This is a genomic window from Paraburkholderia phenazinium (assembly GCF_900142845.1).
Classification (GTDB): Bacteria; Pseudomonadota; Gammaproteobacteria; order Burkholderiales; family Burkholderiaceae; genus Paraburkholderia; species Paraburkholderia phenazinium_A.
In genome coordinates this window covers 1,888,046-1,905,392 of record NZ_FSRU01000001.1, presented here as the reverse complement: position 1 = coordinate 1,905,392, position 17,347 = coordinate 1,888,046, and the positions used below count along the sequence as shown (strand labels likewise).

General features: G+C 65.8%; 13 protein-coding genes. 8 read left to right on the top strand and 5 right to left on the bottom strand.

Annotated features, from left to right (window positions below):
• The first annotated feature begins 72 nt into the window (after positions 1–72).
• Both BUS12_RS08335 and BUS12_RS08330 read left to right on the top strand, forming a co-directional pair.
• Positions 73–678 carry a hypothetical protein gene (locus BUS12_RS08335; RefSeq protein ID WP_253190036.1) on the top strand — a complete coding sequence of 202 codons (606 nt, stop codon included), beginning with the start codon at positions 73–75 and terminating at the stop codon, positions 676–678.
• A gap of 144 nt (positions 679–822) precedes the next feature.
• Complete coding sequence (locus BUS12_RS08330) at positions 823–2,178, top strand: DUF2325 domain-containing protein (RefSeq protein ID WP_074297264.1); 1,356 nt, start codon at positions 823–825, stop codon at positions 2,176–2,178.
• Positions 2,179–2,238: 60 nt separating this feature from the next.
• Here BUS12_RS08330 and BUS12_RS08325 read toward each other — a convergent pair whose 3' ends face one another.
• Positions 2,239–2,562, bottom strand: coding sequence for a winged helix-turn-helix domain-containing protein (locus tag BUS12_RS08325; RefSeq protein WP_074295257.1), 324 nt, complete (start codon positions 2,560–2,562; stop codon positions 2,239–2,241).
• 536 nt (positions 2,563–3,098) lie between these two features.
• On the opposite strand from BUS12_RS08325, the gene BUS12_RS08320 reads away from it, so the two are divergent.
• The gene (locus BUS12_RS08320) at positions 3,099–3,353 is read left to right on the top strand and encodes a hypothetical protein (RefSeq protein ID WP_074295256.1); all 255 of its coding nucleotides are present in this window, start codon (positions 3,099–3,101) and stop codon (positions 3,351–3,353) included.
• Between the two features lie 74 nt (positions 3,354–3,427).
• Here BUS12_RS08320 and BUS12_RS08315 read toward each other — a convergent pair whose 3' ends face one another.
• Complete coding sequence (locus tag BUS12_RS08315; protein WP_253190124.1) at positions 3,428–3,922, bottom strand: molybdopterin-dependent oxidoreductase; 495 nt, start codon at positions 3,920–3,922, stop codon at positions 3,428–3,430.
• A gap of 347 nt (positions 3,923–4,269) precedes the next feature.
• Here BUS12_RS08315 and BUS12_RS08310 point away from each other — a divergent pair, with 347 nt between their 5' ends.
• Positions 4,270–5,145, top strand: a complete 876-nt coding sequence (locus BUS12_RS08310) for an extracellular solute-binding protein (protein WP_074295255.1) — start codon at positions 4,270–4,272, stop codon at positions 5,143–5,145.
• A gap of 4 nt (positions 5,146–5,149) precedes the next feature.
• Positions 5,150–6,994, top strand: coding sequence for an ABC transporter ATP-binding protein/permease (locus BUS12_RS08305; RefSeq protein WP_074295254.1), 1,845 nt, complete (start codon positions 5,150–5,152; stop codon positions 6,992–6,994).
• 35 nt (positions 6,995–7,029) lie between these two features.
• Here the strand turns inward: BUS12_RS08305 and BUS12_RS08300 are convergent, their stop codons facing one another.
• Positions 7,030–7,758 carry an NAD-dependent epimerase/dehydratase family protein gene (locus tag BUS12_RS08300; RefSeq protein ID WP_074295253.1) on the bottom strand — a complete coding sequence of 243 codons (729 nt, stop codon included), beginning with the start codon at positions 7,756–7,758 and terminating at the stop codon, positions 7,030–7,032.
• Positions 7,759–7,923: 165 nt separating this feature from the next.
• The gene (locus BUS12_RS08295) at positions 7,924–8,454 is read right to left on the bottom strand and encodes an SAF domain-containing protein (protein WP_074295252.1); all 531 of its coding nucleotides are present in this window, start codon (positions 8,452–8,454) and stop codon (positions 7,924–7,926) included.
• A gap of 1,704 nt (positions 8,455–10,158) precedes the next feature.
• Here BUS12_RS08295 and BUS12_RS08290 point away from each other — a divergent pair.
• A complete protein-coding gene (locus BUS12_RS08290; RefSeq protein WP_074295251.1) occupies positions 10,159–11,601 on the top strand; it encodes a sigma-54-dependent transcriptional regulator in 1,443 nt (480 codons plus the stop codon).
• A gap of 59 nt (positions 11,602–11,660) precedes the next feature.
• Here the strand turns inward: BUS12_RS08290 and BUS12_RS08285 are convergent, their stop codons facing one another.
• Positions 11,661–12,827: a patatin-like phospholipase family protein gene (locus BUS12_RS08285; RefSeq protein WP_083640298.1), complete on the bottom strand. Its 1,167-nt coding sequence runs from the start codon at positions 12,825–12,827 to the stop codon at positions 11,661–11,663.
• Between the two features lie 190 nt (positions 12,828–13,017).
• Between BUS12_RS08285 and BUS12_RS08280 the strand changes: the two genes are divergently transcribed.
• The gene (locus BUS12_RS08280) at positions 13,018–14,601 is read left to right on the top strand and encodes an MFS transporter (RefSeq protein WP_074295249.1); all 1,584 of its coding nucleotides are present in this window, start codon (positions 13,018–13,020) and stop codon (positions 14,599–14,601) included.
• Positions 14,602–14,858: 257 nt separating this feature from the next.
• A complete protein-coding gene (locus tag BUS12_RS08275) occupies positions 14,859–17,321 on the top strand; it encodes a mechanosensitive ion channel domain-containing protein (protein WP_083640296.1) in 2,463 nt (820 codons plus the stop codon).
• Positions 17,322–17,347 lie beyond the last annotated feature (26 nt).

Below are 17,347 nucleotides of genomic sequence, written 5' to 3'. Positions count from 1 at the left end.
GCAGCGCAGTACTCGCCGGCGCAGCGTCTACCACTTGCGCGGCCATTCGTTATATCCTACGGAATATGACGGTTGGCAGCGGTCGACCGGCGCGTACAACGATTCATGCGCCCCGACACGCTCGGCCAACGTTGCAGGACACCCCTTCCAAGACAACTCCCGGAGCCCAGATTGGTGCGCAGTCGATCCACCCTGTCCGACGCATCGGAACGCCGCGACCGGTCCGCGAAGAGCCTTTCAACCACGATCACCGCGTTGAAAGTCGCGCCCGACCGTGGGCGCGCGGAACTGATCCGTGACGTCGTCGATGCTTTCAGACGCCTTTACGGCAGCGTGTTGCGCTTTGTGCAGATGTTTGCCGACGGCCAGGGCAGTTTCCCGTCGGCCGGCGCCTCAGGCTCGCCTTCCTTCAACCAGTTGCTGTCGATCCTCGCCGAGCAAGGCAAGGCGGCCGGTTTCAGGCGCTTTTCCGAGTTGAGGACGGCGGTCGAAGAAGCGCGCTCGGCGGAACAACTGCGCGACGCGATCTTCTCCGACGCCCATAGCAACAACCACGCCGCGCTGCGCAAGGCCGCCGCGGAACTGGAGCGTCTCGACGCGACCTTCGTGGGCCTGTGCGTCGAGCATGTGCTGGAGCAGCACGCCAGGGCGCCGCTGGCGCTGTCTTCCGACGTCTAGGGGTACGCCACCGGGCCGCCCGCCCTCTGCCCACCGCTATATTCGATGATATATTGCGGTACTGTGATTGATGGTGGCAGCCTCGAGGTCATCCGGTGCATCTCGCCGGCGAGTCCTGACACCGGAACCGGATTCGAGGTCATCATGCAAGCTCCCCCATTTCGCCTCGCCCGAACCGCCGACGCCAGCCGCGCCGACGATAGCGCCGGCACCCGTCTGCGCGCGGCCGACGCCTGCTGCGCGCCGCCCTCCGCCGCGCAACTCGCCGGCTCGAAGCGCCGCACCCGGCTGGCGGAGCTCGATCCCCATCTGCATTGCTCGGTCATCGGAACCTGCCTCAGCACGCACGAATTGCGCAAGCTGGTGCCGCGCTTCACCGATCTCGATCGCCAGCAGGCCAGCGACCTGGAGATTCACCACGCCGCGGTCGAACTCGCCATTGCGGGCGGCGCGGGCGGCAAGGCGCTGCACAAGGCGCTCGACGAACGCTATGCCGGCGCCATCCGCCGCTTCGAGCAGGCGCGCGATGAAGAGGCGGTGCTGGCGCTGTGGAACGAGTCGCTCAAGAACGGCGACATTCCACCGGCCTACTGGGCGCTGATGACCCACCCGTACGCCACGATGCCGGTTCGTCAGGCGGCCTTCGGCGAACTGCATATGCTGTCGCACCTGGTGGGCGCGGCGAATCGCGCGGACATCCGGCGCCTCGTGGCGCTCGAAGAGGAAAACGCCGCGCTGCGGGACAAGATTGAGCGGCAACAGAGCCGCCTGCATGAGATCAGCACGCAGCGCGATGCGGTCACCGCGCAGCTAAGCGAACAGATCGTCAAACTGACGGCCCAGGCGAGCCGCCAGGGGTCGAACGACACCGCCGGCCTCGCGGATGAGGTCAAGGCCTTGCAGGAGAAACTCGCGGAAGCCGACCAGCGGCTCGCGCTGCACACGAGCCGCCGCGAAGCCGCGGAACAGCGCGCGCTGCAGGAGCAGGAAACGGCCGAGGCGCTGCGCGAGAGCCGCGATCAGGCGCTCGACTTGCTGAAGACGGTTCAGGCGGAATGCCATGCGCTCGAGCGGGCGACGCTCGATGCGCTGGATCGGCCGGACGCGCGCCGTGCGGGACTCGCGGATGTGGCGGGCAAGCGGGTGGTGTATGTCGGCGGCCGGCCCGGTTCGAACGCGGCGCTCAAGGCGCTGGTGGCGTCGGCCGGTGGCGAACTGGTCGTGCACGACGGCGGGGTGGAAGATCGCAAAGGCCTGCTGGCGGCTGCGCTGCCCGGCGCCGACCTGGTGGTCTTCCCGGTGGACTGCATCGATCACGATTCGATGAATATGCTCAAGCGGGTATGCGAGCGTCATCAGGTGGACTATCACCCGCTGCGCACGGCGAGCGTCGCCAGTTTTATCGATTTGTTCTCGCGCCTGCAAAGCGATCGGAGCGCGGCGCAGAACGCCGCGGCAAGCGCGCGACCGCCCTCGGCGTTTTGCCTGCGGCACGGCTAAGGCACGGGTAAGTGCGCGGCTGAGGCGCGTTGAGTTCGCCTGACCTTGCGGCAAGCCGCGTCAGGCCCGGATCAACCGGATCAGCTCGTCGATCTGTTTGGCACAGGCCGCTTCGGCTTGCGCCTCGACACCGCGATAGAGACGCACGATGTTCTCGCCGACCTGCGTCAGCACGCAGCCGCCGCCGCTCTGCCCGCCCTGTTCCGACACTGTCGCCGGCGACTTGAGCGACTGGTTCAACTCGTCGATCAGCAACCAGGCACGCCGGTACGACATGTCGAGACTGCGCGCCGCAGCCGAGATCGAACCGTGCTCGCGCACCGCTTCGAGCAATTCGACCTTGCCCGGTCCGAGCGCCACGGTATCGCCCTTGCGAATGCGCATGCGGAAACGCACCTCGGGCCGCGTTCTGGTGCGGGCCGGGGAGGCGGTTGGGGTCGGGGCCCCGGCGTCAACTCGGGCGACAGTTTTAGTGCCGGCTCGATTGCCTGCTCGATTGCCTGTTTTGACGCCGACATTTTTCGCCGGGACGGATCTGGTTTTCGCGGATTCAGCCATGCGCGAAAGCATACACGAAGCCGCCCGCGAGGCAACACTCGAAAACCTTGACCGCGCACGCGCGGCAACTGTGGCGAGGTGACTCATTGGCGTACGACTGCGGAGCGCCCGTCAGGAAGCCGTGACGAGTCGTCGCACGATGAGCGCCAGCGCCATCAATCGCTATACTTGGTCTATCGGCACACCGGGTTTCGCTGCGTATGGCGTTCGCTGGATGTCATCGCACAATGCATTTCCTGCCGAACCATTTCTGCGTGTTTTTTAGGCGCAGCCCCCCAAAAAACATTCGTTGTCCATATTGAATGAATGGAAGGCGGGACCCTCTTAACCTGTTTTGACACTAGGTTGTCGCGGAGAATAGTATGGAACTGGCTCAGCTTGTGGAAGACAAGATCAACGAGTGTGCTGCGAAGATCGTCAAGGGAGGGAGCGCCACTGACGAGGTCTCATTTGGAAAGTTAGCGTTTTTTCTGGCACTGCGGCGGGTACAGCAAAAAAAAGCTACCGCAGAAGACGTTGGTTTGCTGGATGCCATCAACGATACTTTGCAGGCACTCGGTGTCGTTGACAAAGGGAAGACTTTCTACAAAGACCCGTGGGCGAACCCCACAAATTGAACCGCTGGGGCATGGGCGCCCAGGTACCTCCAACCGCGTGGGCGCCTGCCCCCCACGCGAAACTTGCCAATGCACTACAGCGGGCGCAGCACCTGCACGTCGATCCGCCTCAGCCGCTTGACATGCCGCGGCGCCGCCATGATGTCCGCGCCGGAAAACAGGACCGGCGCGCCGTCTTCGACGCTCAAGGGCTCGCCGTCGCATTCATAGGCGATCAGCGCGCTCGCACCCACCGGCGTATTGAACAGTTCGTGCCACGAGAAGGTCACCGCATAGCCGTCGTGCGCGGCGGCGACGAACACCATCCGCTTGAAATCGCCCGGCGCATCGTTACGCAAACCGGCCTCCGAGATCAGGTCGGTCAGGCCCACGCCACGGTACCGGCCCACACGGCGAATATAGCGGTTGGTCGTAAAGCAGCGCAGGTCGAACGGCGCGGCCAGCATGCTGCTGTAGCCGCGCAGCTGTTCCACGGATAAGGACAACGGACGCAGCACATGGCCGGTCAGGACGAAATCGCCGGCGGCCGCCTCGGGCACCAGGGGCGCCGGTCCGACGCCCAGATTCATCAGTTCCATGCTTGCAGATCCTCCTCCGGCATTGGGTACGGCATGGTTCCAGCACAAGGCACGCACAAAGCGCGCGAAAGAACGCGTCATAAGGACGCATGACCGCGCGCGGCACCGGCCTCGGCGCATGCGTCGCATAACACGCCACAAAGCACGCCACACAGCGCGCCACGCCCCTCGCTACGCTGTATTCTGGCATATATTACGCCGCGCTCCGCCCAGCCCGGCGGATGGGCGTGCGACATACCGGATATATCGTCAAGGCCATGCCCGGCGGCGGGCGATTCGACCCACATTCCGCTGCGGCGTCGTAATATAGCGTTCTTTATAACGCTACGGGAAATGGCATGATTCGCAAGCTGCTCGCATCTTTCACAATAGTCGCCAGCATGGCGGCCGCCACCCCCAGTTTCGCCCAGGACAACACCGTCAACGTGCTGTACGCCGGCTCGCTGGTCAACCTGATGGAGCGCAGCGTCGGACCCGCTTTCGAGAAATCCACCGGTCTGCAGTTCCGCGGCTACGCGGCGGGTTCGAACAAGATCGCCAACGAAATCAAGGGCAAGCTGCGCCGTGGCGACGTGTTCATCAGCGCAAGTCCGAAGGTCAACCAGAGCCTGATGGGCGCCGAGAACGGCGACCATGTGAGCTGGTACGTCAACTTCGCCGAGTCGCCGTTGATGATCGGCTACAACCCGAAGAGCAAGTTCGCCGCCGACTTCAAGACGAAGCGCTGGGAGCAGGTGCTGCAAGAGCCGGGTATCCGTATCGGCCGCACGGATCCGAAGCTCGATCCGAAGGGCGCGTTCACGGTTGAAATGATGACGAAGGCAGCCGAGCTCTACCATCAACCGGATCTCGTCGAAAAGACGCTTGGCGACGCGGAGAATCCCGCTCAGGTATTGCCTGAAGAAACGCTCGTCGGACGCCTGCAATCGGGCCAGCTCGACGCCGGCTTCTTCTACTCCACCGAAACGTCGGACCTGAAGATCCCCGCGTTCCAGCCCGCTCCCGAACTGGCGGCCAAGGCCAGCTACACGCTGACGATCCTCAGCGACGCGCCGAACAACGCAGGCGCCGCGCGCTTCGTCGATTTCCTGCTGAGCGAGCAAGGTCGCGCGCTGTTGAAGCAGCATGGCGTGGACGTGATCAAGCCTGTTGTCACCGGCAATGGGCAGGCGGTTCCGCCCTCGGTGCAGGCCGTGATCGACGCAGCGCAGTAACGGCATGAAGCGCATCGCGGCCCGGCCGCTTTTCTGGCTGGCCGCGTTGCTCGCGGCGTATCTGTGTGCGCCGTTCATCGCCAGCGTGCCCCAGCTCGGCGCGGCCGACTGGGCCAGCGTCGACTGGCACGCCACCTGGTCGGCAGTGGGCGTCTCCGCGGCGAGCGCGAGCGTCGCCTCGCTGGTGATCCTGCTGGGCGGCGTGCCGCTCGGCTATTTTCTGGCGCGCTCCAACTCGCGCAAGGTCGCGGTGCTCGGCTTTGTCGTGCAGTTGCCGCTCGCGCTGCCGCCGCTCACGAGCGGCGTGCTGCTGCTGTTTCTGCTCGGACCGTATAGCGGCATTGGCCGCCTGACGGGCGGCACGCTGACCGACTCGTTTGCCGGCATCGTGCTCGCGGAGACCTTCGTCGCCGCACCGTTCCTGATCATCGCGGCGAAGTCGGCGTTTGCCGCTGTCGATCCGGTCTTCGACGACGTCGCCGCCACGCTCGGCCATCATGCTGGCAGCCGGTTTTTTCGCGTCATCCTTCCCGCGGCGTGGCCGGCCATACGCGCAGGACTTGCACTGGCGTGGCTGCGTGCCTTCGGCGAATTCGGCGCAACCGTGATGGTGGCGTATCACCCGTATTCGCTGCCGGTTTATACCTACGTCGTGTTCGGCGGCCAGGGCTTGCCGGCCATGATGCCCTTGCTGCTGCCCACGCTGACCATCGCGATTGTTTGCGCCGCGTTGTCGCTGTACAGCCGGCGCCAGAGCGGCGCGATCGAACCTGAAAACGGCGACGAGGCCGTCCAGCCCGTCGGCCAGCCGCCGGCCGCCGAAGCCGTTCCACTACGGCTCGCCTTCCGGTTGACCCGCCATCTCGGCGCCTTCGATCTCGACATTGCCTGGGCGCCGGCCACCCGGCGTCTCGCCATCATCGGGCCGTCGGGCTCCGGCAAATCGCTGGCGCTGCGTCTGATCGCGGGACTCGAGCCCAACGAAAGCGGCTCGGTTCGCCTCGGCACGACGGATCTGGATGCGTTGCCGCCCGAGCGGCGCCAGATCGGCTACATGCCGCAGGACTACGGCCTGTTTCCGCATATGACGGTCGCTCGGCAACTGACCTTTCCGGTGGATGCGGACGCGGCCAGCGCGCGCTATTGGCTCGACCATCTGGGCCTCGCCACACTGGTCGGGCGGGTGCCGCATCAGCTCTCGTTCGGTCAGCGTCAGCGCGTGGCGCTTGCGCGGGCCTTGACGCGCCACAGTCAGCTCCTGCTGTTCGACGAGCCGTTCGCCGCGCTCGATACGCCGCGCCGCCGGCGTTTGCAGCAGTCGTTGCGCGCCTTGCAGCGCGAGATCGCCGCGGTGACGATTCTCGTCACGCACGATCCCGACGAAGCCGCGCTGCTCGCCGACGAAGTGCTGGTGATCGAAACCGGACGCGTGCTGCAGGCGGGTCCGATCGATACGGTCTACGAACAGCCCGCGACGATGCGGGTCGCGGAACTGCTCGGTCTGCACAACGTCGGCGAAGGGGTGATGCGCGAGGACGGCGTGCTCGAAATCGGCGACGGTCTGCGGGTGAAGACAAGCGCGACGGCCGCGCATTCGATCGCCGCCGGCCGGCGGGTGATGTGGCGCGTGTCGTCGCACGCGCTGGTGGTGGCGCCTGACGGTCCTCACCTGGGCACCATCGACGCCATCGAACTGCGGCGCGGCGAGCGTTATATCCGTGTGGAGATAGGCGGTGCGTTCTTCGATATCGCCAGCGAGGACACCCGTTTGCGCCTGGGCTCGCAACACCGGTTTGCGATTGCTTCGGCCGGGGTGTCGGTGTGGGCGGTTGAAGCCGCCCAGGCTTGAACGGAGCGATCCGGCGTTGGCGTTAGGCCGCTGGCCTACTGCGCCACCACGCTGCCGGCGCTCCAGCCCAGCACGCGTTGCGCCTTGTCGCAGGCTAGCGTGCCATCGTCTTCGGCGATGTTGTAGATGCCGGGTGTACCACGCGCCAACGCGAGTGCCGTGGCGTGCGCGGCCGCGTCGATGTGGATCGGCGCGGCGCCTGCCGCCGCATCGAACCCGGTGCCCGGACCATAGAGCCGCCCATAGCGCAGCACGATGGCGTCCAGCGGCGCCTCGAGCACCTGGCGCTCGAGGCTCGCCACGCCGCGCAGCGTGACGCCGCGTGGACCGTCGAAATCCGTATCGAGCGGATCGTCTTCGGCGTGCGGCAAAGGACCCTCCGCATAGGCCCAGCCGATGCTTTGCGCCAGCAGGCGCCGCGCCCCTGCCGCCACCGCAGCGGCCACCAGATTGCGCGTGCCCTCGTCGCGAATGCGCGCATTGCGCTGTGCCGCTTCGGCCATGCGGGCGGGGTCGAGACCCGGCGGCAGATCCGTTAGTTGATGCACCACCACCTGGGGCCGTGCGGCCGCCAGCGCGTCATGCAGCGCCAACGCATCGAACACGTCCACGACCACCGGTTCCACGCCCAGCTCGCGCAGCAAACGCGCCTTCTCCGGCGCACGTGTGGTGCCCACCACGCGCCAGCCGGCCGCAACGAACAGCGGCGCAACCCGGCGCCCGATGGCGCCCGTGGCTCCGGCAAGAAACAGACATTCGGACATAGCACGCATCTCCTTCGGTTCGCACTGCGGCAGACCATCGATCCGTCGCAAATAATGTATGAGTTCGAATATCATATAAGAGTTCTTATATGATGTGCAAACCAACCGAAGAAAGAGATTTGATCGAATCGGGTCCTGAAACCCGCACACCGCAACGCTCGCTTGTCACGCCCCGGCCGGTTTCCCTGCGCGAGGCGGCATCACGGGTGCCAACGGATCGTCGAGTAACGACAGCCACGCCACCGTATCGGGATCGTAGTCTCGAACCACCGCCTGCTCGCCACGCTTGAGCGACAGCAAGCTACCGCTGCGGGCAAGATGGAATTGTTTAGCGTCACGAGGCGGAACCGCAGCGGTAACGCGATCGCCCAGATGCAGTGTGACGGCAGACGCTTCGAGCGGTTGTAGTCCGCCCTCGGTCAACGGTTCGCCACGCACGATGCTCGCGCACAGCACCCGTCCGTCGAGTTGATGCGGGTCGTCGAACGTGCCGGGCGGAATCTTGCCCGCGGGCCATTCGATCAGCTTGATGAAACGCGGTGCAAGCCGCTGCCCAAGGTCGATATCCACCGCGGCCACCGCGATCCTCGTCACGGGTGCGCTTTGCGCGGGCATCCCGCGCGACGCGCAGAGCGCCGCGACGAGCGTGCCGGCGGCCGTGACCGCCAGTGTCCCCAGCCATTTTGTATTTTTCATCTCGCACTCCTTACTTTACGGCTCATCAGGATGGCGCAGGTAAAGATCGAACAGGATGCGTGACGCGGGACATTCTCGAAAAACTGCCGCCGTCCTGAGAGACGGGTCGGCGAAATAAAAAAGAGCGATGATCAACGCCGGCGTCGAATCGCGCCGCAATCGTCCGCTTCGTTCCCCTGGCGATCGTGTTGATCCGATCTGCCGCCCGGCCTGAGCCGTCCCCGCGAAGCATCGATGCGACCGGTCTGCACCCGACGGGGGAACACCCGCCCCCGTCCGGTGACTGCCGATCAGGCTGTTGATACGCCCGTTCTGAAACTGATACTGCCTGGCCTTTCTATGAAGGCTCGCCTGCCTGATTGGCCTCTTCGCGCCCTTCTGTGTTGGCCCCGTCGCGCCCTTTCGTATGGGCTTGATCGTTCGCTGTTTTTTCTTCCCTGTGCGTCTTCGCGCTGCCTGTTTTTTTCTGCCTGCCTGTGCGTCCCCGCGCCACCTGTGTTGCCGCTTCCTGCCTGTGCGTCCCCGCGCCACCTGTGGTTTCCCGCCCTGCCTGTACTTCCTGTACTGTCCCGCGCTACTGCGCTGCTGCCGGGCACAGGTCATATAGCGACGACCGTGCCAGCGCTTCGCAAAGCGTTATGCCACCGGACATGGCCGTCAATGCGCGTCGCCGCGCGGCACGCTTTGAGAGGGGTCGTGCAAAAACTGTTGCAGGTGTGCGACTCGCCGGGCACGGGCAAATTTACGGGGCCCGAAACGTTGCGTCGGCAACTACTTCGCTGGCCGCAGCCCTGTCGCCGCATGGGGCTGGACCGAGGGCTGCGCGGCGCGAGTTCGTCCGCGGCGGGGGACTCGAAAGAGGGGGCGGCGATCACTATGTGGGCTACCGCACCAAGACCAAAGTGTCTCAATTGTGAGACGCCTCCCACACACGGTAGTCTGTGACACGCAGGGCCGATTGCGGGCTGAAGCAGGTCGGATTGACGTGATGCGCGACGTCGAATGCAGCGTGCCGGGCGAAGCGGGCCGGCGTGATTCGCCGCCCTGCCGACAACGTCAAGCTACCCAACGCACGTTGCCCGGGCACTTGAAATGATTGGCTGGAACCGCCTCTATCAAGGCATTGGCGTCATTTTCCGGGTTTTAGCGGGATGTCGATGGCGGCACGTATCCACTGCGCCGGCGAATCGCCCTTTCTACTGCGCAAAGGTTTGCGCAATTAGGCTCGCAATGGAATGGCAGTCGCATTGATGGGGATAAAAGATGACTTCCGGTCAAACATTCCGATTACCGAATTAACAATTGCCCGAAAATAATCGATACATGGATTCCCAGATTGAGACAGAATTGATACACGACCTGCACCGAACTGCCCGCGCCACTCTCCAACGCGGCGCGCGCCCGTCCCTGATCGGGGCGGCGGGCCGGTGCGGGCCGCGAATTCCCTATCCAGATTAGCGCGTATGGCAAGTCCAATTGTTTTGTTCTATCTTTGGCCCATGCGTCGCATAGAGCGCAATATAGAGAGACCGGCGGGAAACACGCTGACTGCGGTATCAACGGGGGAACAAACGAAAATGAAAATTGAGAGTTCGTATGAACAAATTATTCGGCGCGCCATTGAGTTCACCATGAGCAACCGACGCGGTTGCGGTTCGCTTCCTGACCCAGCAAGCATGAACGCTGCATCGAACCGGGGGTAATATGACTACGAACGTCACGCCGCATGAAATAGACCGAACGGTGCTCTGTGTTTCTGCCAGACCCGATGAAATGCTGACCAAGTTTCTGGCCGCATGCGGCTGGCAGGTTGCCCACGCCAAGACCACCGCCATCGCCGAACGCATGATCGAGCGCGACAACATCAAGGTCGGCCTGATCGAGCTGCCCGAAAACTGCTCATCGCAACATCTGTCGGCGCTCGAAGCCTGCATGCGGCGGGTGGAGACCAACTGGGTCGCGCAGATCGCACCGGGCCAGTCCGACAACGAGCCGGTCAGCCGCTTCATCCTCGACTACTGCTTCGATTTCGTCACCCGGCCGTGCCTGAACGAACGGCTCATCTTCGCATTGGGACACGCCCATGGCCTGTCGAGCCTGCGCAAGATGCAGATCACGCCCGAACCCTCCATGGGCCGCCATGAAATGGTCGGCCAATGCGAGGCGATGCTCCAGCTTTATCGTCATATCGACAAATGCGCCGTCACGGACGCGCCGGTGTTTGTGGCCGGCGAGTCGGGTACCGGCAAGGAACTGACCGCACGCGCCATCCACGTACGCTCGCCGCGCTCGGCGCAGGCGTTCGTCGCGATCAACTGCGCGGCCATTCCGCCTACCCTGCTGCAGGCCGAACTGTTCGGCCACGAGCGCGGCGCCTTCACGGGCGCCGTGCAGCGCAAGACCGGGCGGATCGAAAGCGCGCATCAGGGCACGCTCTTTCTCGACGAGATCGGCGACATGCCGCACGAGTGCCAGGCGGTGCTGCTGCGCTTCCTGCAGGAAGGCACGATCGAGCGCCTCGGCGGCACCAGCGAGATCAAGGTGGACGTGCGGGTCATCTCCGCGACCCACGTCAACCTGGAAAAGGCCGTCGAAGATGGCCGGTTCCGTTCCGACCTGTATCACCGGCTGTGCGTGCTGCGGCTCGTCGAGCCGCCGTTGCGCGAACGCGGCGGCGACATCAAGCTGCTCGCCAACTACGCGCTCAGCATGTACAGGCAGGACGGGGCCCGCAAGATCCGCGGCTTTTCGAGCGATGCGGTGGTGGCCATGTCCAATTACGGCTGGCCCGGCAACGTCCGCGAGCTGATCAACTGCGTGCGCCGCGCGGTGGTGATGAGCGAGGGCCGCTTTATCACGGCCTCCGACCTCGGGCTGCCGCAATCGGCCAACGCACCGCCGGTGACGCTGGCCGAGATCCGCAGCAAGGCCGAAAAGGATGCGATCGAGCAGGCCTTGCAGCGGCATGGCTACAAGTTGTCGGAGGCGGCCGCCGATCTGGGCGTCTCGCGCGCCACGCTGTACCGGCTGATGCACGCCAACCGCGTCAATCAGGATGGCTCGTCGCGCCCGTCCGACGCGGCCGCACCGCCAGACGACGAAGACAGTGAGCGGGACTTGCCGTCGCTGACGGCGTCGACACATTGAGGCATTGACGCGTTGAGGCGGGCCGCCGGGTCTGTATGGCGTGGCGGCCGCTCCCGCGCTTACGCTGGTCCGGGATTGGCCTCCGGATCCGAGCGGTACACCGCAATGCCCTCCATCGGATCGGGCGGCTCACGCCATGGCGCCTTCTTCAGCACGCGCACGGTGTCCTCGTAACCCGCCGCCCAGCGCCGCTTGATGCCGCTCGATGAGAAATCGATGTCTTTGTGCAGATCGTCGCCCGCGAGACGCGGCGCGTCGAGCTCGATCACCTGCATGGTGGTCCCGCAGCCCCAGCCGAGCAATTCCCTGACCTCCGCGGCATCGCGCTGGTCCTCGGGAATGTATTGTTCCAGTTCGCGAATCACATGCCGCAGGCGGTGAATCTGCTTCTGCCGCTCGAGATGGCTTTCCGCGCGGCTTGAATACTGGATGTCGCGCTGCCGGCTCATCGCCTGCAGGATCGACCTGGGCGCCCGGCCATGCGCCGGCCACAACTGCACTGCAAAAATCACCGAGTCGCGCCGCGGATGATCGTCGAGCACCGCTTCGAGCGGCGTATTCGAGTAGACGCCGCCGTCCCACCATGCCTCGCCTTCGAGCTGCACCGCAGGGAAGCCCGGCGGAAAAGCGGCCGAGGCCATCACATGATCGACGTCGAGCGGCGCATCGCGGTTCGTGAAGTAGCGCATGCGCCCACTGGCGACGCTGACCGCGCCGACCGTCAAGCGAGTCTGCTTGCCGTTCAGATAGCCGAAGTCGATCAGCGACAACAGCGTTTCCCGCAGCGGCTCGGTCGAATAGAACGCGGCGGGCGCCAGGCCGCCATCGCTCTGCATTCCTAACAAGGCGCCGAGGCGCGGCGCAAAGAACGCCGGGATGCCGCGCGTCACGATCGACATGTTGCGTAACCAGTCGTCGAGCACGGGCAGCCAGCCGGCCGTGGCGCTGCCGCGATAGGCGACCTGGTCCCAGAACTGCTTGAGCCTGTCGATGCGCTGTCCGGGCGGATTGCCGGCGATGATCGCGCCGTTGATCGCGCCAATCGAGGTGCCGATCACCCAGTCGGGTTCGATCTGCGCTTCATGCAGCGCTTCATACACGCCGGCCTGATACGCGCCTAGCGCGCCGCCGCCCTGCAGGACAAAGACGACCTGACCGGGAATGTCCGCGCGGACCGGCTGCCCGGGCGTCGCGCCGGGCATGTCGTCCGGTGCCTGGTTGACCATGGTGCTTCTCCGGTTGTGCAGCGCCGCCGCGCGCGCCTCGCTTCGAGTCGATGATGGCACGCGTGCATGACAACATGCAATGCAAGGCGCGTCGCATACCCCGCGCGCCCCTGGCCGCCTGGCCAGGCGCCTATCGCTCGCGGCATGGCATTGCTATGCTGCACGGAGATCATTCGCGCGAGGAGTGCACTTGGCCGGCCAGCAGCATCCCCACCCACCCGCGCGGGTCTCTCACGCCGTCGCCGCGCAGGCGAGCCCGTGCGACGAACTCGTCATCGGCGCGCAGCCGGTCGCGCCCGAGCGGGCCTGCCGTCACAAGCGGCTCGCGCTGGCGGCGACGATTCTCGGTTCGAGCATGGCGTTTATCGACGGCTCGGTCGTCAACGTCGCGCTACCGTCGATCCAGGCCGAGCTCATGGCCAGCGTCGCCGCGATCCAGTGGGTCGTCAACGCCTATCTGCTGTTTCTCGGCACGCTGGTGCTGGTGGGCGGCTCGCTTGGCGACACACTGGGACGGCGGACGATCTTCGTGAGCGGCATCGGCATCTTTACGCTGGCGTCGATCGGCTGCGGTCTCGCGCCGCACGCCGGCGCCTTGATCGCCGCCCGCGCCGTGCAAGGCGTCGGCGCGGCGCTGCTGGTGCCGAGCAGTCTGGCGATTATCGGCGCCGTGTTCGACGAGCACGAGCGCGGCAAGGCGATCGGCACGTGGGCGGGCGTCGCCGCGATTACCTCTGCGGTCGGACCGGTGGCGGGCGGCTGGCTGGTGGATACGTTTTCGTGGCGGGCGATCTTCTTTCTCAACGTGCCGATTGCCTGTGCGACGGTCGCGCTGGCGCTCGCGGCAGTGCCGGACAGCCGCAAGTCCGGCGCGGCGGAACCACTGGACTGGCTCGGCGCTGCGGCGGCGGCCGTGGGTCTCGCCGCCCTCACCTATGGTCTGACGATCGCCTCCACGCGCGGCTTCGCCGATCCGCGCGTGCTCGGTCTGATCGGCTCGGGCGTGGCGGTGCTGGCGGTTTTTGTGGTGATCGAAGCGAGGAGCCGCAATCCGATGGTGCCGCTCGATGTGTTTCGTTCGCGCGATTTCGTCGGCGCCAATCTGGTGACCTTGCTGCTGTACTTCGGCCTCGGCGGCGCGCTGTTCTTTCTGCCCTTCACGCTGATCCGCGCTTATGGCTACAGCGCCACTGCCGCGGGCGCCGCGCTGCTGCCGTTGCCGGTCACGCTGGGGCTGCTGTCGCGCTTCGCCGGCAATCTGACCAACCGGTACGGCGCACGTGCGCTGCTGACGGCCGGACCGGTGGTGGTGGCGGCCGGGTTCGCGATGCTCGCCTTGCCATGGGCGCGCGGCGGCTACTGGACCGGGTTCTTTCCGCCCCTGACCGTGCTGGGTTTAGGCATGACCATCACGGTCGCGCCCTTGACGACCACAGTCATGACCGCCGTCACGTCCGAGCGCACCGGTGTCGCGTCCGGCATCAACAACGCGGTCGCCCGGGTGGCGAGCCTGCTCGCGGTCGCCGTGCTCGGCATCGTGTTTGTGTGGTCGCATAACGCGGTGCTCGCCACGCGGCTCGATCAGTTGCATGTGCCACAGGAGGCGGGCCGCAAAGGGCAATTGCTGGAACCGGGAGCGACCTCGTCGCCGACCCTCGCCCTTGCGCAGGCAGACGCGCTCGGCGCGGCGCTGCGCGCGGTCGCGCTGGTGTCGGCCGCGTGCGCGCTGGCGGGGGCGGCTCTCGCAGCCACCACGATCCAGCCGCGCCGATGACGGCTGCGCGCTCGCCCTGCGCTTCGGCAATCGGCACCCGGCGCGGCCCACGCGGCGTCGAGCGTGCATAATCCTCGTAGCGCCCGTGCTTACGATTGCCCGACACATGCCCGCCCGAGCGATTTATCCGGGCTCGCTCCCCCATCGTGCGGAACTTGCGTCGCGAGGCCGCTGTCGTCTTATAGTTCAGACTTTTTCGGTCGAATTGACCTGCATCCGGACGGCGCCGCTCATCGCAGCCGTCCCGCCTATTCCCTATGCGCACACTACTTGTCATCTGGTTACTGAGCCTGCTCGCCGCGCCGGTCTTCGCCGCTCCGGCTCAGCCGGCAGCCGCCTCCGCCCCTCCCGCCGTCACGCTGACGCCCGACCAGGCCCGCCAGGCGCTGGCCGTCCTCAACGATCCGCAACGGCGCGCGCAGATTGAAGTCACCCTGCATGCGATCGCCGCAGCGGGCGCCCTTAGCGCGCCGCCCGCTTCCGCCCCGGCCGCGGCCTCGGCGCCGGCTGCCGCAAGCGGCGCGGCAGGGACCGTGCATGCTGCCTTCGAATCGAACGGTCTCGCTTCCCAACTGGCCCGCCAGGGCGCGCATGGGGCGGTGCAGATTGCCGGCGCGGTGCGCCGCTCGCTGGCGGCTTTGCTGGACGTGTCGTCCGTGCGCGGCTGGTGGACCGATCTGATGAACAGCCCGCAGCAACGCACGGTGCTCGGCAATATCCTGCTGACGCTGCTGGGTACGTTGCTGCCCGCGCTGGCGCTGGAGTGGCTTGCGCGCCGTCTGCTGCGCCGCGCGATTACCGCGCTCGCGGTACGCCGCAACGTCGATCCGCGCGAACTGTTCCTTGACGAGCCGTCTGAAGCGACGCTGGCGGCGCAGGCCGCTCAAGCCGCCCAGGCCGCGCCGGCCGATGCCGCCGGCGCGCGCCACGCCGCCCACCACTATTCGTTGCTGCGCCGTCTGCCGCGCGCTGCGTTGCGCATGGTGGTTCGATTCGTGCCGCTCGGCGTGTTTATCGGCGCATCGAGCCTGCTGATGTCGATCCTCACCGACGAAGGCACGCCGCAAGACCGCGCGCTCGATTCGATCATCGATATCTACGTGCTGTGCCGCGTAGTCGTCATCGTCAGCGGCTTCTTTTTGCAGCCCGACGCGCCGCGCCTGCGTCTGCTGCAGATGGGCACGACCTGGGCTGCCTTCACACAGCGCTGGATGGTGATTTTCGTCAGCGTCGTCGGAGCGGGCTCGGCGATCGCCGATACCGCCGTGGTCCTCGGCCTGAACGAAGCCGCCCATCTCGCCTTGATGAAAGTGGTCGCGCTGATCGGCCACGTGATGATCTCACTGCTGATCCTGCAATGCCGCCAGCCGGTTGCCGCGCGCATCCGGGCGCGCTGCGCCGCCAGCCCGTCGCTGTCGGTCATCGGCAATGCGCTGGCGGACTCGTGGGCCACGATCGGCGTGTTCGTCGTGATGGCGCTGTGGTTCGTGTGGGCGCTCGACGTGCGCAACGGCTACCACGCCCTGCTGCACCTCGGCGGCATTTCGATTGCGGTGCTGGTGGCGGCGCGCGTGGTGTCCATCGTGATCTTCGGCGCGCTCGCGCGGCTCTTCGACGGCCAGGATCCGCAAACGAGCGACTCGCTCGTGCATCAGCATGCGTATCGCTATTACCCGCTGCTGCGCCGCGTCGTCTCGTGGACGGTCGGCATCATCACCGCGCTGGTGCTGCTGCAGGTGTGGGGCGCCGACGTCAGCATGCTGTTCCAGAGCGGCACCATCGGCCACCGGCTCGCCTCCGCGCTCGTCACGATCGCCGTGGCGGCGGCCGTGGCGCTGTTCGTGTGGGAAGCGGCCAACGTCACCGTCGAGCGGCGCCTGCACCAATGGACCAACGCAGGCGACCTGGTGCGCGCCGCGCGGCTGCGCACCTTGTTGCCGATGCTGCGCAGCCTGCTGTTTGTCGTGATCGCGCTGGTGGTGGTCCTGACGGGACTGAGCGAACTCGGCGTGAACATCGGGCCGCTGCTGGCCGGCGCCAGCATCTTCGGCGTGGCGCTCGGCTTCGGCTCGCAGAAACTGGTGCAGGATTTCATCACCGGCATCTTCCTGTTGATGGAAAACGCCATGCAGGTGGGCGACTGGGTCACGCTCGCCGGCGTGTCGGGCACCGTCGAATATCTGTCGATCCGCACGGTGCGTTTGCGCGGCGGCGACGGATCGCTGTACACGGTGCCGTTCAGTTCGGTGTCGACGGTCAACAATACCAACCGCGGCCTCGGCAACGCGGCCGTGAAGGTCAGCATTCTCTATGGCCAGGACGTGGACCTCGCGATCGCCACGCTGAAGGAAATCGGCGCGTCGTTGCGTGAGGATCCGCAGTTCAAGGACGGCATCCTGTCCGACTTCGCCTACTGGGGCATCGATTCGGTAGACGGTTCGGCGATCACAATGAGCGGCCAGATCCAGTGCCGCGACAGCGGACGCTGGGGCGTGCAGCGCGAATTCAACCGGCGCGTGGCGAACCTGTTTCAGGCACGGGGTATCCAGATCGCGAATCCGCAACGCACGGTAATGGTTCGCAGCGATGCCCAGATGGGCGCGGGGAAAGCAGATGAGGGCGCGGCAGTCGACGCGGAGGGGCCGAATGCTGCCGATAAGCTGGATACCTCGGCGCAAGCCGCTCCATCGCCCAATGTTGCGAAGCCGCCCGCGGCTTAAGTTCCAGCCATGCGCGACGCTGAGCA